Annotated in this window: 19 protein-coding genes and 2 pseudogenes; 11 read left to right on the top strand and 10 right to left on the bottom strand. The window is 69.5% G+C overall.

The genetic code is table 11. The features are described from left to right. Position 1: 1 nt before the first annotated feature. Positions 2–1,726, top strand: coding sequence for a S41 family peptidase (locus ABDW31_RS19375; RefSeq protein ID WP_184722048.1), 1,725 nt, complete (start codon positions 2–4; stop codon positions 1,724–1,726). Here the strand turns inward: ABDW31_RS19375 and ABDW31_RS19370 are convergent. The 3 genes from ABDW31_RS19370 to ABDW31_RS19360 all read right to left on the bottom strand — a co-directional run bounded on the left by ABDW31_RS19370 (position 1,723) and on the right by ABDW31_RS19360 (position 5,631). After that, the gene (locus ABDW31_RS19370; RefSeq protein WP_221444740.1) at positions 1,723–3,384 is read right to left on the bottom strand and encodes an ATP-binding protein; all 1,662 of its coding nucleotides are present in this window, start codon (positions 3,382–3,384) and stop codon (positions 1,723–1,725) included. The genes ABDW31_RS19375 and ABDW31_RS19370 overlap by 4 nt on opposite strands. Before the next feature lie 229 nt (positions 3,385–3,613). Then, entirely contained in the window at positions 3,614–4,900 is a 1,287-nt protein-coding gene (locus ABDW31_RS19365; protein WP_184722054.1) for an adenylosuccinate synthase, read from the bottom strand. A gap of 122 nt (positions 4,901–5,022) precedes the next feature. Next, positions 5,023–5,631, bottom strand: coding sequence for an acyloxyacyl hydrolase (locus ABDW31_RS19360; RefSeq protein ID WP_184722057.1), 609 nt, complete (start codon positions 5,629–5,631; stop codon positions 5,023–5,025). Positions 5,632–5,769: 138 nt separating this feature from the next. On the opposite strand from ABDW31_RS19360, the gene ABDW31_RS19355 reads away from it, so the two are divergent. The 6 genes and pseudogenes from ABDW31_RS19355 to ABDW31_RS19330 form a co-directional block, all read left to right on the top strand. Continuing rightward, positions 5,770–6,747 carry a threonine/serine dehydratase gene (locus tag ABDW31_RS19355; protein ID WP_184722061.1) on the top strand — a complete coding sequence of 326 codons (978 nt, stop codon included), beginning with the start codon at positions 5,770–5,772 and terminating at the stop codon, positions 6,745–6,747. Positions 6,748–6,888: 141 nt separating this feature from the next. After that, positions 6,889–8,082: a DSD1 family PLP-dependent enzyme gene (locus tag ABDW31_RS19350; RefSeq protein ID WP_184722064.1), complete on the top strand. Its 1,194-nt coding sequence runs from the start codon at positions 6,889–6,891 to the stop codon at positions 8,080–8,082. A 37-nt stretch (positions 8,083–8,119) separates the two neighbouring features. Further along, positions 8,120–9,775, top strand: coding sequence for a M28 family metallopeptidase (locus ABDW31_RS19345; RefSeq protein WP_184722067.1), 1,656 nt, complete (start codon positions 8,120–8,122; stop codon positions 9,773–9,775). Positions 9,776–9,866: 91 nt separating this feature from the next. Then, on the top strand, positions 9,867–11,255 hold the full coding sequence (locus ABDW31_RS19340) for an L-serine ammonia-lyase (RefSeq protein ID WP_184722070.1): 1,389 nt from the start codon (positions 9,867–9,869) through the stop codon (positions 11,253–11,255). Between the two features lie 49 nt (positions 11,256–11,304). Further along, positions 11,305–12,098: pseudogene (locus ABDW31_RS19335) on the top strand (DUF72 domain-containing protein). 31 nt (positions 12,099–12,129) lie between these two features. Beyond that, positions 12,130–12,249, top strand: a pseudogene (locus tag ABDW31_RS19330) (hypothetical protein); the annotation flags it as partial. Here the strand turns inward: ABDW31_RS19330 and ABDW31_RS19325 are convergent. Then, positions 12,225–13,019, bottom strand: coding sequence for a DUF1295 domain-containing protein (locus ABDW31_RS19325; protein ID WP_184722076.1), 795 nt, complete (start codon positions 13,017–13,019; stop codon positions 12,225–12,227). The pseudogene ABDW31_RS19330 and the gene ABDW31_RS19325 overlap by 25 nt on opposite strands. Positions 13,020–13,166: 147 nt before the next feature. Then, positions 13,167–14,390: an acetyl-CoA acetyltransferase gene (locus ABDW31_RS19320; RefSeq protein WP_184722079.1), complete on the bottom strand. Its 1,224-nt coding sequence runs from the start codon at positions 14,388–14,390 to the stop codon at positions 13,167–13,169. Between the two features lie 108 nt (positions 14,391–14,498). On the opposite strand from ABDW31_RS19320, the gene ABDW31_RS19315 reads away from it, so the two are divergent. Beyond that, on the top strand, positions 14,499–15,440 hold the full coding sequence (locus tag ABDW31_RS19315) for a helix-turn-helix domain-containing protein (RefSeq protein ID WP_184722082.1): 942 nt from the start codon (positions 14,499–14,501) through the stop codon (positions 15,438–15,440). 112 nt (positions 15,441–15,552) lie between these two features. Here ABDW31_RS19315 and ABDW31_RS19310 read toward each other — a convergent pair whose 3' ends face one another. Together ABDW31_RS19310 and didA are read right to left on the bottom strand one after the other, a co-directional pair. Beyond that, positions 15,553–16,554 carry a dipeptide epimerase gene (locus ABDW31_RS19310; protein WP_343699432.1) on the bottom strand — a complete coding sequence of 334 codons (1,002 nt, stop codon included), beginning with the start codon at positions 16,552–16,554 and terminating at the stop codon, positions 15,553–15,555. Between the two features lie 30 nt (positions 16,555–16,584). Further along, complete coding sequence (gene didA / locus ABDW31_RS19305) at positions 16,585–16,785, bottom strand: DNA damage-induced SOS-independent cell division inhibitor A (protein WP_184722088.1); 201 nt, start codon at positions 16,783–16,785, stop codon at positions 16,585–16,587. A 116-nt stretch (positions 16,786–16,901) separates the two neighbouring features. Between didA and ABDW31_RS19300 the strand changes: the two genes are divergently transcribed. After that, on the top strand, positions 16,902–17,210 hold the full coding sequence (locus tag ABDW31_RS19300) for a polyhydroxyalkanoic acid system family protein (RefSeq protein WP_184722091.1): 309 nt from the start codon (positions 16,902–16,904) through the stop codon (positions 17,208–17,210). A 1-nt stretch (position 17,211) separates the two neighbouring features. Here ABDW31_RS19300 and ABDW31_RS19295 read toward each other — a convergent pair whose 3' ends face one another. After that, entirely contained in the window at positions 17,212–18,069 is an 858-nt protein-coding gene (locus ABDW31_RS19295) for a sigma-70 family RNA polymerase sigma factor (protein ID WP_184722095.1), read from the bottom strand. A gap of 96 nt (positions 18,070–18,165) precedes the next feature. Here ABDW31_RS19295 and ABDW31_RS19290 point away from each other — a divergent pair, with 96 nt between their 5' ends. Then, positions 18,166–18,624 carry a carboxymuconolactone decarboxylase family protein gene (locus ABDW31_RS19290; protein WP_184722099.1) on the top strand — a complete coding sequence of 153 codons (459 nt, stop codon included), beginning with the start codon at positions 18,166–18,168 and terminating at the stop codon, positions 18,622–18,624. A gap of 4 nt (positions 18,625–18,628) precedes the next feature. On the opposite strand, the gene ABDW31_RS19285 is transcribed toward ABDW31_RS19290, so the two are convergent. Beyond that, the gene (locus ABDW31_RS19285) at positions 18,629–19,039 is read right to left on the bottom strand and encodes a DUF983 domain-containing protein (protein ID WP_184724177.1); all 411 of its coding nucleotides are present in this window, start codon (positions 19,037–19,039) and stop codon (positions 18,629–18,631) included. Between the two features lie 91 nt (positions 19,040–19,130). On the opposite strand from ABDW31_RS19285, the gene ABDW31_RS19280 reads away from it, so the two are divergent. Then, complete coding sequence (locus ABDW31_RS19280) at positions 19,131–20,477, top strand: PLP-dependent aminotransferase family protein (RefSeq protein ID WP_184722103.1); 1,347 nt, start codon at positions 19,131–19,133, stop codon at positions 20,475–20,477. On the opposite strand, the gene ABDW31_RS19275 is transcribed toward ABDW31_RS19280, so the two are convergent. Then, the gene (locus ABDW31_RS19275; protein WP_184722105.1) at positions 20,446–21,372 is read right to left on the bottom strand and encodes a LysR substrate-binding domain-containing protein; all 927 of its coding nucleotides are present in this window, start codon (positions 21,370–21,372) and stop codon (positions 20,446–20,448) included. The genes ABDW31_RS19280 and ABDW31_RS19275 overlap by 32 nt on opposite strands. Positions 21,373–21,399: the final 27 nt, after the last annotated feature.

Genomic DNA, 21,399 nt, shown 5'->3' with positions numbered 1-21,399 from the left:
CATGAACCGTCGCGAAGTGATCGGCGCACTGCTGGCCGCACCCGCCGCTGCGAACGCCGCGGACGCCGTGGCCGCGGCGCCGCTGTCGGTGCGTGGCGAAGCCAACCTGGCCGCCTTCGCCCGCCTGGTCGCCTATGTCCGCTTCTTCCACCCCAGCGACGCGGCGGCGACGACGGACTGGAACGCCTTCGTGGTGTCGAATGTGGAAACCGTCGAGGGCGCGCGCTCGCCCGCTGACCTGGTCGCGCGCCTGGACACGATGTTCCGGCCGATCGCCCCGACCATGACGCTCCATGCGCGCAAGACCCCGCCAGCCCCCGCCGCCCTGCCCGCCGGCGCCGGCCAGCTGGTCATGTGGACGCATCGCGGTGTGGGTTTGCCAGCGCCGCCCTCGGCGCGCCCCAACATCTACGCCAGCAAGCGGGTCCCCGTGCCGGACGGACAGCCGAAGGTCCTCTCGCTGTCGCTGGGCGAAGGCGTCAGCGCCACGATGCCGACGACCGCCTACAGCGAGCAGACGCCTCCCGAGGGGCCGCTGCTGCAGATGCCCGCCGCGACGCCATCGGCCGAGGACCGTCGCATCCGCCTGGCCAACATCATCCTGGCCTGGGGCGTGCTGCAGCATTTCTATCCGTATTTCGACGTCGTGCCGGTCGACTGGGACGCCGAACTGACCAAGGGTCTGCGCGCCTCGGCGCAGGACGCCGACGCCGCGGCCTTCTCCAAGACGCTCGCCCACATGATCGCGGCGCTGCGGGACGGTCACGGCGAGGTCTCAGAGGCCAAGCCGCGATGGTACCTGCCGGTTGCCTGGGCCTGGATCGAGGATCGCCTGGTCGTCACCGCCGCACCCGCCACCGCCCAGGACCTACCGGTCGGCGGTGTCATCACCCGGATCGACGGCGTCGAGGTGGCCCCTCTCATCGCCGCCCTGGAAAAGCAGGTCAGCGCCGCGACGCCGCATTCGCGCCGCGCCAGGACGCTGTTTCGCCTGAGAGCCCGCCTCGACAAGGCGGCGGCGACGCTGGAAGGCCAGGCCGCGGACGGCGCGACCTTCAAGGCCCTGCTGACGCCGACCGACTGGCCGACGGCGAACGCCGTGAACGCCAGGGCCGTCCACGCCAACTTCTCCGAGCCCAGCCCCGGCGTGGTCTATGTGGATCTGAGCCGGGTCAGCGAACAGGACGTGCGCGACAAGCTTCCGCTACTGGCCCAGGCCAAGGGCGTGGTGTTCGACGATCGCGGCTATCCTTCGGGCTCGGCCCGGCGGCTGCTGGCCCATTTCAGCGATCGTCCGCTTCATTCGGCGCGGTTCGAGGTTCCCCTGATCACCGCCCCAGATCGCCAGGACATCACGTTCGACGGCGGGGGCGGCTGGACCCTTCCGCCCCAGACGCCCCGGCTGACCGGCCGCCTGGTGTTGCTGACTGGCGGCGAGGCCATCAGCTATGCCGAAAGCTGGGCGGGCGTGTTCGAGGGCGAGCGCATCGGCCCCATCGTCGGCGGCCCCACGGCCGGGACCAACGGCAACATCAATTGGATACCTCTGCCCGGGCGCTATGGCGTGACCTTCACGGGCATGCGCGTGCGCAAGCATGATGGCTCGCCGCATCATGGCGTCGGGATCCTGCCGACCGTCCCCGTCGCCCAGACGATCGCCGGCGTCCGCGCCGGGCGGGACGAGGTGCTGGAACGTGGCGTGGCCTTGGCGGCGGGCGAAGCCTAGGCGGTCAGGCGCGCCTCGGCCGGCGTCGGGGCGCGGCGCAGGCCCGCCACCGTGGCCAGCAGTCCGGCGGGCTGGATCGGTTTGGGATGGGCGTCGTCGAAGCCCTGGGCCAGCAGGCGTTCGGCGTCGCCAACCATGGCGTCGGCGGTCAGGGCCACCACGGGCATGCCGATGCGGCCGCCCTCGCCCGCTCGGATGCGGCGCACGGTCTCGACCCCGTCCATCACCGGCATGTGGACATCCATCAGCACGACGTCGAAGTCCTCGCCACGCAGGCGCGCCAGGGCGGTGTGGCCGTCGTCGGCCGTGGCCACCGCGACGCCGGCGGCTTCGAGGATGGCGCGGGCCACCATCTGGTTGACGCGGTTGTCGTCGACCACCAGCACGCGGGCGCCGGCCAGGTCCAGGCTGGGTGCGGCGTCGCCGTCCTCGTCGGGCGCGACGGCGGTCGGCAGGGCCAGGCGGACGGTGAAGGTCGAACCCTGCCCCTGCGTGCTTTCGACGCCGATCTCGCCGCCCATCATCGTCGCCAGCTGGCGGCAGATGGCCAGGCCCAGGCCGGTGCCGCCGAACCGCCGGGCGGTCGAGCGATCGCCCTGCGAGAACGGGGTGAACAGACGCGCGCACTGCTCGGCGTTCATGCCCACGCCGGTGTCGGACACGGCCAGCAGGAGACCGTCGGGAATGGCCACCACATGCACCGACACCCGGCCGGCCTCGGTGAACTTCAGGGCGTTGGAGACCAGGTTGCGCAGGATCTGGCGCACGCGGGCGTCATCGCCGGCCAGCCAGGCGGGGGTCTCGGGATCGACCTCCAGAACCAGGTCCACACCCTTGAGCCGCGCGGTCTCGCTCCACACCAGCAGGATCTGGGCGGCCGACTTGCGGATGTCGAACGGCGCGACCTCCAGCTCCAGCTTGCCGGCCTCGACCTTGGACAGGTCCAGGATGTCGTTGAGGATGGTCAGCAGGCCGTGGCCCGACTGCTCGATGCTTTCCAGGTACTGGGCCTGGCGATTGTCCAGAGGGGTCCCGCGCAGGGCGTGGGCCAGGCCCAGGACGCCGTTCATCGGCGTGCGCAGCTCGTGACTCATCATCGCCAGGAAGGCCGACTTGGCGCGGCTGGCCTCCAGGGCGTCGGCCTCGGCCTTCTCCAGCGCCCGGGCCGCATCGCGCATCAGCCGCACAGCGTCGGCCATGTAGCCGGCCAGGCCGAAGATGGCGACCAGGGCGATGGTCTTGTCCCAAGTGTTGAACTTGGTCCCCAGCAGCGGCGCCAGGGTCAGGGCGATGAACGGTCCCGGCAGGATGGCCAGCATCGCCGCCCGGCTAACGGCGGCGTACTTCATCGCCTCGATCATCAGGCCGAATAGCACGATCAGCGCCGCGAACTTCATCGAGGTGGGGCCGTGGATCGCCACCAGACAGGCCATCACTGACCAGACAGTGGTGAACGCCGCCGACGGCCCCAGACGCAGGATCGGGTGGCGCACCGCCGTGTCCGGCTTGAACGACAGCTGCAGATAGACCAGCCAGCCTTCCAGCAGGAAGTTGGCCAGCACCCAGATCAGGGCCTGGCTGGGACCGAAATGGAAGGCCAGAAGACCGGCCGCCACCAGCATGACGATGACGCGCGCCAGGCGGCTACGGCGGCTCATGATGAGAATGGCCTCATCCGCCCCGTCGTCCAGAACCTCGCGCAAACCCACGGGCCGACCTTTCGTCACCACAGTTGTGGCGGACGCTAGGCGCACAACGTTCAACAAACTTTACCAAACGGCCGACCGGCGCCGAATTCGACGCCGGCCGTACGCTTTGTTCAGCCCTGGACGGGGTCGCGCATCATGCCTTCGCTATCCCTGAAAGGGATCGCGCATCAGGCCCTCGCTATCCTTGGAAGGGATCGCGCATCAGGATGGTGTCGTCGCGCTCGGGGCTCGTCGACAGCAGGGCCACCGGGGCGCCGATCAGCTCCTCAACGCGGCGCACATACTTGATGGCGTTGGCGTTGAGGTCCTTGAACGAGCGGGCGCCGGCGGTGCTTTCCGTCCAGCCCTCGATCTCCTCATAGATCGGCGTGGCGGCGGCCTGGTCGCGCAGGCCGGCCGGCAGATAGTCGACGACCTTGTCGCCGATCTTGTAGCCGACGCAGATCTTCAGGGTCTTCAGGCCGTCCAGCACGTCCAGCTTGGTCAGGGCCACGCCGTGGATGCCGTTGATGGCCACCGACTGGCGCACCAGCACCGAGTCGAACCAGCCGCAGCGGCGGGCGCGGCCGGTGTTGACGCCGACTTCGCGGCCGACGGTCGACAGGTGCTGGCCGACCTCGTCGAACAGCTCGGCCGGGAACGGACCTTCACCCACGCGGGTGGTGTAGGCCTTGACGATGCCCAGCACGAAGCCGGTCGCCGACGGACCCATGCCCGAGCCGGCCGAGGCCTGCCCCGCCGCCGTATTGGACGAGGTCACAAAGGGGTAAGTGCCGTGGTCGACGTCCAGAAGCGAGCCTTGCGCGCCCTCGAACAGGATCTTGCGGCCGGCCTTGTGCGCCTGGTCCAGCACCCGCCACGCCGGCTGGGCGTAGGGCAGGATGCGCGGGGCCAGCTCCATGAGGGCGTCGTACAGCTCTTGCGCCGAAGCCTCCGGCAGGTTCAGGCCGCGACGCAAGGCGCCGTGGTGGCTGAGCAGGCGCTCGATCTTCGGCTTCAGGGCTTCCGGATCGGCCAGGTCGGCGACGCGAATGGCGCGACGGCCGACCTTGTCCTCATAGGCCGGGCCGATGCCGCGGCCGGTGGTGCCGATCTTCTGGGTCGAGGCGGCCTCGCGGGCCTGGTCCAGGTCACGATGCAGCGGCAGGATCAGGCAGGCGTTGTCGGCCAGGATCAGCAGCTCGGGCGAGATATTGACGCCCTGGTCGGCGATCTTGTCGATCTCACCCAGCAGGTGCCAGGGGTCGACAACGACGCCGTTGCCGATCACCGACCGCTTGCCCTGCACGACGCCCGAGGGCAGCAGGGCCAGCTTGTAGACCTTGCCGTCGACGACCAGCGTGTGGCCGGCGTTGTGGCCGCCCTGGAAGCGGACGACGACATCGGCCCGGTTGCTGAGCCAGTCGACGATCTTGCCCTTGCCTTCATCGCCCCACTGGGCGCCGACGACGGTCACGTTGGCCATGATGGAGATACGCCTTATCGCCCGCCGGGTGACGTCACAGGGTCCTTCGACAGGACTCGACCCAGGACGTTTCGCAGATTTTTGGCGGCGTCACGAGCAGCGTCGATGCGCGCTTCGCGAAGTCAGAAGGCGTAAACCAGCCGAACCCCTGCGTCGTCAAGCCCCTGGTTCTTGCCCTGGTGGAAGATCTGGCCGTTCGACAGGTGGGTATAGGAAAGCTCGACCGACATCCGATCATTGACCTGGTAGCCCAGGGCCAGCTCCGGCTCGAACAGCACGTGCGAGCCAAAATCGATGCGGGTGTAATAGAGATGCGTGCGGCGCGCGCGCTCCTCGGGCGTCAGGTTCGGAGCGTTGGCAGGCGGCAGGCCGGCCTCGCCGTCGGTATAGGCCAGACCCATGCCCGGCCGCAGATAGAAGCCGCCCGGCTTGCCCAGATCGATCTTCCAGTTGAGGCCGGCGGCCACGAAGTTCGAGGTGTTCTTGCTGTTGATCGAGACCATGGCGTGGGCCTGCGGCCGGCCCAGCCAGCGCAGGCTCTCGATGCGGGCGGTGCGATAACCCAGATGGACGTCGACGCCCTTCTCGCGCCCGGCTGCGCCCAGGCCGACCGCCTCGCCGATGAAGGTCACATCGTGTTTGAAGACGCCGATATAGGCTTCGCCGGCCCAAGCGGGCGCGGCGCAGCCCAGCGCGGCAAGCGCCGCGACGGCGAATGGTGCGGTCTTCATGAAGTCGTCCTGAACAGCTGAGCCCCCAGCATCTATATGGCGCTAACGGTAGAGGTCCGAAAGGGTTTCGTGAATGCAACATTTCAGGCGGATCCGGACGGTTCCCAAACGTCAGGCCTGGGGCCATAAACCTGCGCCATGACCATCTCCCTCGCCGACATCCAAGCCGCCGCCGCACGCCTTAAGGGCCTGGCCGTCGAGACTCCGCTGATCGAGAACCCGGCGCTGAATGAGCGCCTGGGCGGTCGGGTGCTTCTCAAGCCCGAGACCCTGCAGCGGGCCGGCGCGTTCAAGTTCCGCGGCGCCTATAACCGCCTCAGTCAGCTGACCGACGAAGAGAAGGTGCGCGGCGTCGTGGCCTTCTCCTCGGGCAACCACGCCCAGGGCGTGGCGCTGGCGGCCCGGCTGCTGGAGATCCCGGCCCTGATCGTCATGCCGACCGATGCGCCCAGCGTGAAGGTCGAGGCGACCAAGAGCTTCGGAGCAGAGATCCGCTTCTATGACCGCTTCACCGAGGACCGCATCGCCATCGCCGACCAGATCGCCGCCGAGCGCGGCTGCACGGTCGTGCCGTCCTATGACGATCCGCACATCATCGCCGGCCAGGGCACCCTGGGCCTCGAGCTGGTCGAGCAGGCGCGCGCCCAGGGCGTGGAACTGGATCGCGTGCTCTCGCCGGTGGGCGGCGGCGGCCTGATCGCTGGGACCTCGACGGCGGTGAAGGGCCTGTCTCCGTCGACGGAGGTCTGGGGCGCCGAGCCGGCCGGCTTCGACGAGACCCGCCGCTCGCTGGAGAGCGGCGACCGCGAGACCATCGACAAGGACGCCCGCTCGATCTGCGACGCCCTGCTGACCCCGATCCCTGGCGACCTGACCTGGCCGATCAACAGCAAGACCCTGTCGGGCATCGTCGCCGTCACCGACGCCGAGGTCGCCGAGGCCATGCGCTACGCCTTCTCGACGCTGAAACTGGTGGTCGAGCCCGGTGGCTGCGTGGCCCTGACCGCAGCCCTGACCGGCAAGATCGACCTGAAAGGCCAGGCGGCGGTCATCGTGCTGTCGGGGGGGAATGTGGATCCGGGGTTGTTCGCGCGCATCCTCCAAGGCGAGCTCTAAATCCGCCCGTCATCCCGCGCTTTATGCGCGGGACCCATGGTTCCGCTCGCACGTGAGGGCTAGCTTTCCTCTGCCCTTGCGGCGGACAAATGGGTCCCGCGCATAAAGCGCGGGATGACGGATGGGGTTGGGGACAGACAGATGAACTTTCCGCGCGCGGACCTTCTCCCCCAGACCCCGCTCCTCGTCGTCGACCGCGCAGCGCTCGACCGCAACCTCGCCAAGATGCAGGCCCTGTGCGACGCCGCCGGGGTTCGCCTGCGGGCCCATGGCAAGACCCACAAGTGCGGCGCGCTGGGCCGGCTGATCGTCGAGGGCGGGGCCGTGGGCCTGTGCTGCCAGACGGTCGGCGAGGCCGAGGCCTTCGTGGCCGCCGGCGTCCGCGATGTCCTGGTCACCGCCCCGCAAGCCGCCTGGGCCGGTCCGCGCCTGGCCGCCCTGGCCCGGGCCGGCGCGACCGTCGGAGTCGTGGCCGATGACGAAGGCCAGATCGACCAGCTGTCCGACGCCGCCGTGGCGGCCGGGACCAAGCTGGACCTGATCGTCGACCTGGATCTGGGCACCCACCGCACGGGCGTCTATCCGCACGAGGCGCTGAGCCTGGCGCGCGCCGCCGACGCCTCGCCGGGCCTGCGCTTCGCCGGCGTCCAGGCCTATCTGGGCCACCTGCAGCACCTGGACGACGCGGCCCTGCGCCGCAGCGCCGGCGAGGCCGCCTTCGCCACGCTGAAGGCCCTGGTCGCCGAGCTGACCGCCGCCGGCCTGCCCCCGCCGGTGGTGACGGGCGGCGGCACGGGCACCCACGCCTTCGACCTGGCTTCGGGCGTGTTCACCGAGCTTCAGGCCGGATCCTACGCCGTCATGGATGTCGAGTACGACGCCTGCGGCGCGCCAGGCGGCGGCGACTGGCCGTTCGAGCCGGCGCTGTTCATCGCCGCCAGCGTCATCTCGGCCCGCCACAAGAGCCATGTCGTCTGCGACGCCGGCTTCAAGGCCGTCGCCGTGGACGGTCCGCCGGCCCGGGTGGTCGCCGGGGCTGCGCCCGGCTCGCTGTGGCGGCCGATGGGCGACGAACACGGCATGATCGCCCATCCCGACACCCTCGACGTGCTGAAGGCCGCCGGCCGCGCCCCGCTGGGCTTTGCGCAGGCCGTGGCCGCCGCCGACGCCGATCCAGCCCGCCCCTTCCCGGCCGACGCGCCGAAGGTCGGCGACGTCGTCTGGCTGCAGCCCGGGCACTGCGACCCGACCATCAATCTCTACGACGCCCTGCACGTCTGGGATGGGGAGAGGCTGGAGCGTTGGGCGGTGGACGGCCGTCGGGTCTCCCTCTAGGTTCCGCGCCAAGATTTGCTCCTCAAGAGGGCCGCCGATGAAACGCCTGTTGCTCGCCACCGTCCTGATCGCCGCGCCCATACTGGCCCACGCCGCGGATGCGCCGAAGATCGACCCCGCCAAGCTGTCGAACCACATCAAGGTGCTGTCCGATGACTCGTTCGAGGGTCGCGGCCCCGGCACGGCCGGCGAAACCAAGACCGTCGGCTACATCGTCGACCAGATGGCGGCCATCGGCCTGACGCCGGCCGGCGACGTCCAGAAGAATGGTTCGCGCTCGTGGACCCAGAACGTGCCGCTGGCGAAGTTCGAGATCGCCGGCCCAGTCACCGCCCACGCCATGGTCGGCAACGACCACGTGATGCTGAACCAGGGCGAGCAGATCGCCATCCGCGCGGCCATGACCAATGTCGACGCCGTCTCGATCAAGGACGCGCCGATCGTCTTCGCCGGCTATGGCGTCAAGGCTCCCGAGCGCAACTGGGACGACTTCAAGGGCCTGGACGTGAAGGGCAAGATCCTGGTCGTGCTGATCAACGACCCGGACTTCGAAACCGGTGAAGGCGACTTCGGCGGCAAGGCCATGACCTACTACGGTCGCTGGACCTACAAGTTCGAGGAAGCCGCGCGCCTGGGCGCCGCCGGCGTGCTGATCGTCCACGAAACGGCCCCGGCCTCGTACGGTTGGAACACGGTCAAGAACTCCAACACCAACACGATGTTCGACATCGTCCGCAAGGACCCGGCCAAGACCCACCCCAAGCTGGAAGCCTGGATCCAGCGCGACGTGGCCGTCGACCTGTTCAAGAAGGCGGGCCTGGATTTCGACGCCCTGAAGAAGCAGGCCCAGACCCGCGACTTCAAGCCGGTGGAGCTGAAGGGCGCGACCTTCTCGGCCGACTTCAAGGTCAAGCACGAGACCATCGTTTCCAAGAACATCGCCGGCCGCATCGTCGGCGCGAAATATCCGAACGAGACCATCATCTACAGCGGCCACTGGGACCACCTGGGGATCGGCGCGCCGGACGCCAAGGGCGACACGATCTACAACGGCGCGGTGGACAATGCCGACGGCATCGCCGGCATTCTGGAACTGGCCCGCGCCTTCAAGAGCCAGCCCGCGCCGCAGCGCTCGATCCTGTTCCTGGCCGTGACCGCCGAGGAGAAGGGCCTGCTGGGTTCGGAATTCTATTCCGACAACCCGCTGTTCCCGGTCGCCACCACCGTGGCCGACATCAATATCGACGCCCTGTCGGCGGCCGGTCCGGCCAAGGACATCACCACCTCGGGCGACGGCAAGGTCGACCTGCAGGACATGCTGGCCGCCAAGGCCAAGGCGCACGGCCGCTACTTCACGCCCGACCCGACCCCGCAGGCCGGCCATTTCTATCGCTCGGACCACTTCCCGTTCGCCAAGCGCGGCGTGCCGGCCATCTCGATCGGCTCGGGCAACGACCTGGTGAAGGGCGGCAAGGAAGCCGGCGAGAAGGCCGAGGCCGACTACAACGAGAAGCGCTACCACCAGCCGGCCGACGAATGGTCGGCGGACTGGGACCTCTCGGGCCAGGCCATGGACCTGGGGCTGGTCTACGAGATCGGCGCGGACCTCGCCAATTCCCGCGTCTGGCCGCAATGGCAGGCCGGCTCGGAGTTCAAGGCCCTGCGCGACCAGACGGCGTCGAAGCGGAAGTAACACGATATTCGCTCATCCCCGCGAAAGCGGGGATCCATTCTGAAGTGCCGCTTGGGTCCCCGCTTTCGCGGGGATCAGCGGGAGTTTTTGTATGACCGCCTCCGTCTTCGACCTCTTCAAACTCGGCGTCGGCCCGTCGAGCAGTCACACCATGGGGCCGATGACGGCCGCGGTGATGTTCATCGGCCGGCTGCGCGACGCGGGGAAACTGCCCGCCGTCGCCCGGGTCGAGACCCGGCTCTACGCCTCGCTGGCCCTGACCGGCAAAGGCCACGCCACCGACCGCGCCGTGATCCTGGGCCTGATGGGCTTCGTGCCCGCCGATCTCGATCCCGACGCGGGCGAAGCGGCCCTGCTGGAAAGCCAAGCCACCCAGTCCCTCAACCTGGGCGGCGACCATCCTATCGCCTTCGACGAGGCGACCGACATCGTCTGGCTGGGCCACGAGCGCCTGCCGCAACACCCCAATGGCCTCACCTTCACCGCCTTCGACAAGGCCGGCGAGGTTTTAGCCGAGCGCACCTATTTCTCGGTCGGCGGCGGCTTCGTGCGCGACGAGAGCGAGATGGGCCGCAATGCCCCGCCCGAGGAAGGCCCGGCCGTCCCCTATCCGTTCGAGAGCGGCGAGGACCTGCTGCAGCGGGCCCAGGACGCCGGCCTGACCATCGCCGAGGTCATGGCCGCCAATGAGCTGGCTAGGATGAGCGAAGGCGAGATGAACGCCGGCATCGACCGCATCTTCGGGGCCATGGAGGCCTGCATTGATCGCGGCATGCGCCAGGAGGGCGTCCTGCCCGGCGGCCTGACCGTCAAGCGCCGGGCCCGCCAGATCCACCAGACCATCCAAGGCCGGATGGAGCGCCAGATGAGCGATCCCCTGGCGGCCATGGACTTCGTCAATCTGTGGGCCATGGCGGTCAACGAGGAGAACGCCGCCGGCGGCCGCGTCGTCACCGCCCCGACCAACGGCGCCGCGGGCCTGGTGCCGGCCGTGCTGCGGTTCTTTGTGCGCTTCCACAAGGGCGCGCCTGAGCAGATCCGCACCTTCCTGCTGACGGCGGCAGCGATCGGCGCGCTCTACAAGCGCAATGCCTCGATCTCGGGGGCTGAGGTCGGCTGCCAGGGCGAGGTGGGCGTGGCCTGTTCGATGGCGGCGGCCGGTCTGGCCGCGGCCTTGGGCGGCACCAACGCCCAGATCGAGAATGCCGCCGAGATCGGCATGGAGCACAATCTGGGCCTGACCTGCGACCCGATCGGCGGCCTGGTGCAGATCCCCTGCATCGAGCGTAACGCCATGGGCGCGATCAAGGCCATCGATGCCGCCCGCCTGGCCCTGCTGGGCGACGGCCAGCACTCGGTCAGCCTCGACAAGGTCATCGCCACCATGAAGCGGACCGGCGAGGACATGAACGAGATCTACAAGGAAACCTCGATGGGCGGCCTGGCCGTCGGCCTGTCGGTCAACCGCGTGGAGTGCTGACCGCAGGAGTCAGCAGTCGTCCTTCCCACCCTTGCCGAACCCGGCGGCGATGCTAGGGTGCGCGCCGAGAACAGGAAGGGAACAACCATGGCCAAGGGCGTGATCCGGACAGGCATCGGCGGCTGGACCTTCGAGCCCTGGCGCGGGACCTTCTACGGCGATGACGTCAAGCAGAAGGACGAGCTGAAATACGCTGCGTCCAAGCTGACCAGCATCGAGATCAACGGCACCTACTACTCCACCTTCAAGCCCAACAGCTGGCAGAAGTGGCGCGACGAGACGCCGGACGACTTCGTGTTCGCGGTCAAGGCCAGCCGCTACTGCACCAATCGCAAGGTGCTGTCGGAGGGCAATGACTCGCTGGAGAAGTTCCTGTCCCAAGGGCTGGAGGAGCTGGGTCCCAAGCTGGGTCCCATCAACTGGCAGTTCATGGCGACCAAGAAGTTCGACCCCGTCGATTTCGAGGGCTTCCTGAAATTGCTGCCAAAAGAGCAGAAGGGCGTCGCGCTGCGTCACGCCCTGGAGGTCCGCAGCCCGACCTTCGCCTGCCAGGAGTTCTACGATCTGGCCGCCAAGTACGGCGCGGCCATCGTCTACGCCGTGGACGACGAGGAGCCGACCTGGCCCTGCATCGACCAGCCCACCGCCGACTTCACCTATGCCCGCCTGATGTCGAGCAAGGAAGACGAGCCCACGGGCATGAGCTCAGAGGAACTGGACGGGGTGGTGCAGCAGACGCGGAAATGGGCCGAGCGCGGGGACGTGTTCGCCTACTTCATCGCCGGGGCGAAGGTGCGGAATCCGGCGGCGGCGATGGCGTTGATTGAGAAGTTGAAGAGCTAATCGCTCCCTCTCCCATAGGGAGAGGGTTGGGGTGAGGGGTTACGAGATCAGCCGGAGCGCCGGCACGCCGTCCACCACTGTAGCCCCTCACCCTCCCACCGCTTCGCGGCGGGCCCCTCCCTCTCCCTATGGGAGAGGGGCGCTCTTCGGAAACCACGGCACGAACCCGCTGGTCCGCGCCACGTACTCCTCATACCCCGGCTTGCTCTTCCGCATCCGCCCTTCCGTGGTCGGGACCCCGCTCCACCGCGTCAGCAGCACGGTGATCAGCACCGGCCCCGGCAGGCTCCAGGCGCCGATCCCGGTTTCGGCGGCGATCAGGTAGAGGCCCCACCAGACGCAGGCGTCGCCGAAATAGTTCGGGTGGCGGGTGTAGCGCCACAGCCCCTTGTCCATGACCTTGCCGGCGTTCTCCGGGTCGGCCTTGAAGCGGGTCAGCTGCCAGTCGCCGATGGTCTCAAAGAAGATACCCGTCGCCGCCAGCACGGCGCCGGCGATGGCCAGCGGCCCCAGCGCCCCCGCCTGCTGACCCAGCTGCACCGGCAGGGCGACGACGAAGCCCAGGGCGTATTGCGTTGCGAACACGAAGAGCAGCGCGGTCTTGGCGAAGCTCCAGCCGCGGTGCTTCTCGGCATGGGCCAGCATCGAGACATAGCGCCGGTCCGCGCCGTGCTGGCGCCAGCGCCAGAACAGATAGCCGCCCAGCCGCGCCGCCCACAGGGTGCAGACCCCCGTCAGCAGCAGACCATGCGGCGTGATCGGCCCTTGCAGCAGAGTGCTCCAGGCCAGCAGCGCCATGCTGGGCCCCCACCAGGCGTCGATGAAGCTGACATCACGGATCTTCAGGGAGACGGCCCACAGCGCCAGAAAGGCGACGGCGGAGACGGCGGCGTTGACGGCCAGGACAGTCAGGATCGGCATGCGGCGCCTTGAGCGAAGTTCACGGAAGATACGGGCGGGGAGCGAAAACGGATGCCGAGGGCCGCGCCGAAGCCGCCCGTCGGCAGCCTCCACCGCCTTGCCGGCGGTCCTCCTCCCCCCGAAGGAGAGGCGCAGCCCCCTCGGGCCCTAGGTCCCCACGACGAAGCTTACGGTCGTCGTCGTGGAGCCGCCTATGTTCAGGGTCTGGACGGTCTTGGCGCCCTCGACCTGGTAGTCGCCGGCGCGCTCGGTGGTCTGCTTCCAGGCGTCCAGCAGCATGCGCACGCCGGTCGCGCCGACGGGGTGGCCGGTCCCGATCAGGCCGCCGGACGGATTGATCGGCAGACGCCCGCCGATGGCGATGTCGCCGGCCTCGACCGCCTTCCAGCTCTCGCCCGGCGCGGTCAGGCCCAGATGGTCGATGGCCATGTATTCGGTGGCGGTGAAGCAGTCGTGGGTCTCGACGGCGTCGATGCCCGAGACGTCCGGCGCGATTCCGGCCCGGGCGCGGGCGTCCAGGATGGCGCGGCGCACCTGCGGGAAGACATATTCGGCGTCGCGGCTGGCCTCGACCTTGCGGGCATAGCTGATCGGGGCCGAGCGATGGCCCCAGCCCTTGATGCGCGGAATGCTCTCCAGCGGGATGCCACGCTTGTCGGCATACTCCCGAGCCCGCGTCTCGGACGCCAGGAACACCACGGCCGAGCCATCCGTGACCTGGCCGCAGTCCTGCTTACGCGTGCGCCCCTCGACCACCGGATTGGCGATGTCGTCGGCGGTGAAGGCGTCGGGCCCGAAGTTCCAGCCACGCGTCTGGCTGTTGGGATTGCGCTTGCCGTTGGCGAAATTGACCTCGGCGATGCCCATCAGGTGCTCGTACTTCAGCCCGTATCGGCGGTCATACTCCTCGGCGAGGTCGGAGAAGGCGCGTGGCCACAGGAAGCGGGCGTCCTGGAACTCGTGGCCGGCCCAGGCGGCGCTGCCCAGGTTCTCGGCGGCCTTCTGGCCGGGGACGTTGCGCATCTGCTCGACGCCGACGACGCAGGCCAGGTCGTAGCGCCCGGCCTCGATCTCGGCCGTCGCCGCCAGGATCGCGACACTACCCGAGGCGCAGGCCGCCTCGTGCCGCGCGGTCGGTAAGCCGTCGAAAGCGGGGTGGACCAGGCCGAACATGCCGCCCAGCAGGCCCTGCCCCGCGAACAGCTCGGCGGCGAAGTTGCCGACATGGCCGGTCTCGACGTCGGACGGCTCCAGGTCGACCGCCGCCAGCCCCTCGCCCACCGTTTCGGCGAAGGCGTCGGCCAGCTCGCGACCCTCACGGCTCCAGTTGGCGGCGAAATCGCTCTGCCAGCCGCCCAGCACATAGACCATGCGCCGACCTCCCTGCCGTTCGCGCCTATTAGTGAGTCCGACTATACAAGTGACTAGCGTCATGTCCACGACATTGACAGGCTCGACCGAACCGCAGCACCAAGCCGCATGGTCTCCCAGAAGGCTCCCGCCCTCGTCCGTCGCAGTTCAGCCGCCCGCGCGCTGAACCTGATCGGCGACCGCTGGACCCTGCTGACCCTGTATGCCGCCTTCATGGGCGTGACCCGGTTCGACGGCTTCGTGGCCATGACCGGCGTGGCCCGCTCGCTGCTGACAGACCGCTTGAAGCGGCTCGAGACCGGCGGGGTGCTGGAACGCCGGCTCTATCAGGACCGTCCGCCGCGCTACGAATATCGCCTCACGCCGATGGGCCGCGATCTCTACGACTCGGCGCTGGTGCTGCTGGGCTGGGAGATGCGCTGGCGGCTGGACCCGGAATGCCCGTCGCACCGCATCGTCCACACGCCCTGCGGCCAGCCGCTGCGGCCGGTGCTGGCTTGCAAGGCCTGCGGAGAGGCGGTGAAGGTGCGCGACATCACCCTGTTGCCTGGCCCTGGCGCAGGCCTGGAGCCCGCTCCGCCCGCCCGCCACTCGCGCCGCGCCAGCTCCGACGATGTCGGCGGCGCAGCCCTGCATCCGATGCTGGAGCGCTCGGTCGAGGTGCTGGGCGACCGCTGGACCGCCCACCTGCTGGCCGCGGCCTTCTATGGCAAGCAGCGCTTCAAGGACCTGCAGGACGAACTGAAGGTCGCCAGCAACATCCTCACCGACCGCCTGGAGCGGCTGGTGGCGCGGGGGATGCTGGAGCGCGTGCTCTACCAGGAACGGCCTGAGCGCTGGGAATATCGGCTGACGAAGGAAGGCCGCGACCTTTTCCCCCTGGTCGCCGCGCTGATGGCCTGGGGCGATCGCTGGTTGGCGGGAGACGAGGGAAGTCCGGAAATCCTGACGCACAGCTGCGGCGCGAGGCTGGAGCCGGTGGTGACGTGCGGCGCCTGCGGGGAGCGGGCGGATCTGGGGAGCACGCGGATAGAAGATCCTCCCCCGTAATACGGGAGAGCTGTCGCGGAGCGACTGAGGGAACAAGCTGGATGTGGGCCGCACGAGCCCCCTCCGGCCCTCCGGGCCACCTCCCCCGCATCGCGGGGGAGGATCTAACTGACTAGAGCCAGAGCCCCTCGCCGTCTCGTCCATCCCCCCAGAACCCCGCCCGCGGCGGCGTGATCCGCCCGCGCTCAACCCGCAGGCCGCCGGGGTGGTCCGTCATCAGCCACCACGGCCCGTCGAGGTCGGCGAAGTCGCTGGCCCCGCCCAGATGCAGCGCCGGGGCCACGCCCAAGGACGAGGCGACCATGCAGCCGGTCATGACCTGGAAGCCCAGAGCCCGGGCGGCCTTCAGCATGGCCACGGCCTCGGTCAGGCCGCCGGTCTTGTCCAGCTTGAGGTTCACTGCCTGGTAGCGGCCACGCAGGGCCGCGAGATCCCCGCCGACATGCACCGACTCGTCGGCGCAGACGGTGAAGGGCGGATCCCAGCCGTCCAGCTCATGATCGGCATCGGCCGGTAGCGGCTGCTCGACCAGGGCGATGGGCAGGTCGGCCAACAGGGGCTTGAGGTCCTTCAGGATCGCGAAGGTCCAGCCCTCGTTCGGATCGACGATGAAGCGCGCATCCGGCGCGGCGGCGGCCACGGCGCGCAGGCGGGCGGCGGGATCGTCCGACGACAGCTTGATCTTGATCAGCGGCGCATCGGCCACCGCGCGGGCGGCCGCGCCCATGGCCTCGGGCGTGTCCAGACTGACGGTGACAGCGGTGATCAGGTCGGTCGGGATCGGCAGGCCAGTCGCCTGAGCGACGCTGACCCCGGTGCGCTTGGCCCGCAGGTCCCACAGCGCCAGGTCCAGGGCGTTGCGGGCCGCGCCGGGCGGCAGGGCGGCGCAGGCGGCCTCGACGTCGTCGGCCGCGAGCGCCGGCGCCAGCTGGGCCAGCACGCTGTCGACCGTCTCGTCATAGCGGCCGTAGGGCACGCTCTCGCCGCGCCCGACATGGCCCTCGGCCGACACCAGAACCTCGACTACCTCGGCCGCCGTCTTGACCCCGCGCGAAATGCGGAACGGGGCTTTCAGCAGGTGCGAGACCGGGCGGGCGGAGACGGCGATCGACATGCCCGAAGGCTTGTCACCGTTCGAGGCGGATCACCAGCCCCAGTGGCGGGGGATCGGCGAGTCGGCGCGACGCTCGGCCATCACCTTCAGCGCCAGCGGACGGTCGACGACGAACACCACCGCCCAGACCAGCAGCACACCGGCGTAGTGCAGCGCGCCCAGCACGCCGCCAGGACGACCCGGACGCACGAAACGGCGCGGCGCGGTGTAGGGCATGGCGTAGTCGGTCATGGCGGCGTCCTCATCTGATAAAGGCACCTTGCCCTGGCCTTGCGCCAGAAACGGACGTATGCAGCCAAGCTCCGGCCGATCGCGTTTGGGCCGGAGTTGTTATTCGAGGACTCGCCATGGCCAAGACCGTCAGCATCAACATTCCCCACCAGCTGGGCGCGGCCGAAGCCAAGCGCCGCCTGGAGCAGGGCCTGTCGCAGCTGGCCGGCCAGATCCCCGGCGGCGACGCCAATGGCTTCACCCAGAGCTGGGCCGGCGACGTGCTGAACTTCTCGGCCGTGGCCATGGGCTCGACCATCACCGGCGTCGTCCAGGTGCTCGAGGATCACGCCCGCCTCGACATCAGCCTGCCCGGCCTGCTGGGCATGGCCGCCGGCAAGATCAAGGACGAACTGACCCGCCGCGGCCAGACGCTTCTCAAATAGCTCAGAGCGTCGCGATCTCGGCGGCCGCCAGGCGGTCGGGATCGCCCGTGACGTTGATTTCCACCACCTTGCCGTTCTCGATGCGGATGGCGAGCATGGCGTAGAGCTTCCCGCGCGGGACCACGACCGCGCCGACGACGCCATCGATGAGCACCGTGCGGGCATTGACCGCCAGGCCGTCGTAGAAGGCCGCGACCTTCGGCGCGCCGCGCAGCTCGCGGACCTGACCGCCACCGGCGAAGACATCGGCCCGCACCACGACATCGGGATCCAGCACCGCCATCAGTCCAGCCAGGTCGCCCGTGCGCGAGGCGGTCAGGAACGCATCGACGACGCTCTTCTGAGCGACCTGGACCGGATCCAGAGCCTCTCCGCCCCGCACCCGGCGACGGGCGCGGCTGGCCAGCTGACGCGCGGCCTCGGGACTGCGGTCAACGATCGGTGCGATCTCGTCGAACGGCATGTCGAACAGGTCGTGCAGCACGAAGGCGATGCGCTCCGCCGGATTCAGGGCCTGTAGCACCACCAGCAAGGCCAGCCCCACCGAGTCGGCCAGGATGGTCTCGCGCTCGATGGCGTCCTCACCGCTGATCGAAGGCTGCGGGCCGTCCTCGGGCAAAGCGTCCTCGCGGCGGGCCTTCTTGCTGCGCAGCATGTCCAGACACACGCGCGAAGTGACGGTGGTCAGCCAGGCCGACAGGTTGTCGACGCCGGCGGTGTCGGCGCGCGACAGGCGCAGCCAGGCCTCCTGCACGGCGTCCTCGGCCTCGGGCAGCGAGCCCAGCATCCGGTAGGCCACACCGCGCAAGCGGGCGCGGTCGGCTTCGAACTTGTCGGCCAGGAAATTTTTCTCGGTCATCGCGGTCACATCGCTCCGTCGGGCTTCGTCACCTCTTCGACGAAACGAAATCGTCGGATGTGACCGGCGGCGTCAGCAAACCGCAAGGAGCGACCAATGAAAGCCCGCATGACCCAGCCCGCCTTCCTGATCCCCGAAGCCATGAAGGCGATGATGGCCTTCTCCAAGTCCGCCTATGTCGAAGGCGTGCCGACCGGCCTGCACGACCTCATTCACCTGCGGGTCAGCCAGATCAACAGCTGCGGCGTCTGCCTGGAGATGCATGCCCGCGGCGCAGCGAAGGCCGGCGAGACGCCCGAGCGCCTGGCCACGCTCGCCGGCTGGCGCGACACGCCCTACTTCACCGACGCCGAGCGCGCCGCCCTCGCCCTGGCCGAGGCCGTGACCCGCATCGCCGACAAGGGCGACGCGGTTCCGGACGACATCTGGAACGAGGCCGCTCGGCACTATGACGAGAGGGCGCTGGCGGGCCTGCTGATCTCGATCAGCGCCATCAATGTCTGGAACCGCCTGAATGCGGCGACGCACCAGGTGGCCGGTACGCTGGGGTTCTAGGATCCTAGAGCCGCCGCGGATCGTAGTCGTGGCGGCCCAGGCTCTCGAAGCGGCCTTCCTCGGCCTTGTTGATGTACTGCGAGGCGACCAGCCAGGCCTTCACGGGCCGCAGGGTCGCCAGACAGCCGATGATCAAGGCGGGGAAGACCGTTGCGAAATGCACCCAGATCGGCGGGTGGAAGGCCACCTCCACCCAGGCGAAGATCGAGACGATGACGATGCCGACGCCGCTCATCACGAAGAAGGCCGGGCCGTCGGCCGGATCGGCGAAGCCGTAGTCCAGGCCACAGCGGTCGCAGGACCGGGCCAGCTTCAGGAAGCCGTCATACAGCTTGCCCTCGCCGCAGCGCGGGCAGCAGCACTTCAAGCCCGCCGCGACGGGCGTGGGGGAGTCGTAGAAGACGTCCTGAGACATCTGGGGGGTGTCGGGGTCGGTCATCGAAGACCCTTCCTACAATCGCCGAATTGATCCATACAATCACCCACCAATGTATGGATATTAGCTGATGACCGCAACCGGCCGCTTGTCGAATCCGGCCACCGCGTGGCTGGGACGCGTCGCCGCACTGGACGGTCCGACCTATCGCCGCATCGCCGACGCCCTGGAGAACGCCGTGGCTGAGGGCGAGCTGCAGGCCGGCGACCAGGTGCCGGCCCAGCGCGAGGTGGCGCGGCGGGTGGGCGTAGACTTCACCACCGTCACCCGCGCCTATGCCCTGGCCCGCGAGCGCGGCCTGGTCGAGGGCACAGCCGGGCGCGGCACCTTCATCCGCTCACGAACCAACGAGGACGAGGCGGGTCTGGTCGACCTGTCGATGAACCTGCCGCCGCCTCCAGCGGGGCTGAACCTGGCCGGGCTGCTGCGCGAGACGACGGGCGCGATCCTGGCGCGGACCGATCCGGCGACCTTGATGGCCTATCACCCCGGCGCGGGCTCGCTGGCCCAGCGCTCGGCCGGCGCGGCCTGGCTGGCGCCGGTGCTGGGCGAGGTCGATCCGGCGCGGATGGTCGTGGCCAGCGGCGCCCAGACGGCGCTGTCGGCCCTGCTGGACCACCTGACGACGCCGGGCGACGTGATCCTGGCCGAGGCCTTCGCCTATCCGGGCCTGCTGTCGACCGCCGCCCGGCGCGGCGTCACGGTCGTCGCCTGCCCGATGGACTTCGAGGGGCTGGCTCCGGACGAGTTGGAACAGCTGGTCGCCCAGCATCGTCCGCGCCTGCTGTGCTGCACCCCAACCTTCCAGAACCCGACCGCGGCGACGATGAGCGCGGGCCGGCGCCAGGCGGTCGTCGAGATCTGCCGGGCGGCCGACGTGACGATCATCGAGGACGACGCCTACGGCCTCTTGCCCGCCGCCCCGCCGCGCGCCCTGGCGTCGCTGTGGCCGGAGGGGGTGTTCCATGTCGCCACCACCGCCAAGACCCTCTCGCCTGGCCTGCGCCTAGCCTATGTCGCCTGCCCGCCTGGAGAAGCCGAAGGTTTTGCGGCGGCGCTGCACGCCATCGCCCAGATGCCCGCGCCGCTGATGGCGGCGGTGGTGACCAGCTGGATCCGCGAGGGCGCCGCCGGCCGGGTGCTGGCCGGCGTGCGAGAAGAAGCGATCGCCCGGCGGGCGCTGGCGGCCGAACTGCTGCCGGCAGCCGTGGGCGGGGCCGAGAGCCTGCATGTCTGGCTGCCCGGCGCTGTGGCGACGCCCGCCGCCCGCGAGCGCGGCCTGGCCCTGGTCGGCGCCGAGGCCTTCCGCGCGCCGGGCGCGACGGGAGAGGGCCTGCGGATCTCGCTGGGCGCGGCCGGGAAGCGAGGGACGCTGACCCGAGGGCTCAAGGCGTTGGCGGGGCTGGCGGGGTCATGACGCCGCCGCGCCGGAACGCTTCGGCCAGCTGATCGATCAGGGCGCGCACGGCCGGCGGCAGACCGCGCCGGGTGGTGAAGACGACGTGGACGATCCCCGCCCGGCTGCTCCAGTCGGGAAACACGCGCACCAGCCGTCCAGCCGCCAGCAGGTCGTGGCAGGCATGATCCGGCAACAGGGCCACGCCCAGGCCCGCCGCCGCCGCGTCGCGCAGGGCTCCGAAGTCACCGCAGGTCATGCGCGGCGTGTGCCGCACCGTCCGCCCCTCGCCCGCGGGATCGACCAGCTCCCATTCCAGCTCGCCGATCTGGTCGGTCGCGCTGAGGGTCGGCAGCGTACTCAGAGCCTCCAGCGGCTGGCCGGCGCAGCGCAGCGCCAGGCGCGGATCGGCGACCAGGATCCGGGTCGAGCGGCCCAGGGTGCGCAGGGTCAGGGCCGCGTCGGTGTCCAGGGACAGGCGCACTCGAACCGCGATGTCGATCCGCTCGGCGATCAGGTCCACCGGGCGATCCACGGCGATGATCTGCAGCCGCACCTTGGGATAGCGCACCATATAGGCCTGGAAGGTCGGCGACAGGGCTTCCACCAGGCCGACCGGACAGCTGCGGCGGACCAGACCGTGCGGCTCGCTCAAGGCCTCGGCGACGACGGCGTCGGCCTGCTGGGCGTCCAGCATCAGCAGGCGGCAGCGCTCGTGGAAGGCCTTGCCGACCTCGGTGACCCGAAACCGGCGCGTCGAGCGCTCGATCAGCCGCACGCCCAGCCGCGCCTCGAGCGCAGCGATGCGGCGGCTGAGGGTCGACTTCGGCTGGCGCAGGACCCGGCCGGCGGCCGCGAAGCCGCCATGCGTCACCACCTCGGCGAACAGGACGTAGTCGTTGAGATCGACGGCCATTATTGTCTCATTAATGGAACGTTGAGA

This window comes from Caulobacter sp. (assembly GCF_039596335.1).
GTDB lineage: Bacteria > Pseudomonadota > Alphaproteobacteria > Caulobacterales > Caulobacteraceae > Caulobacter.
This window is presented reverse-complemented; position numbering and strand designations above follow the sequence as displayed.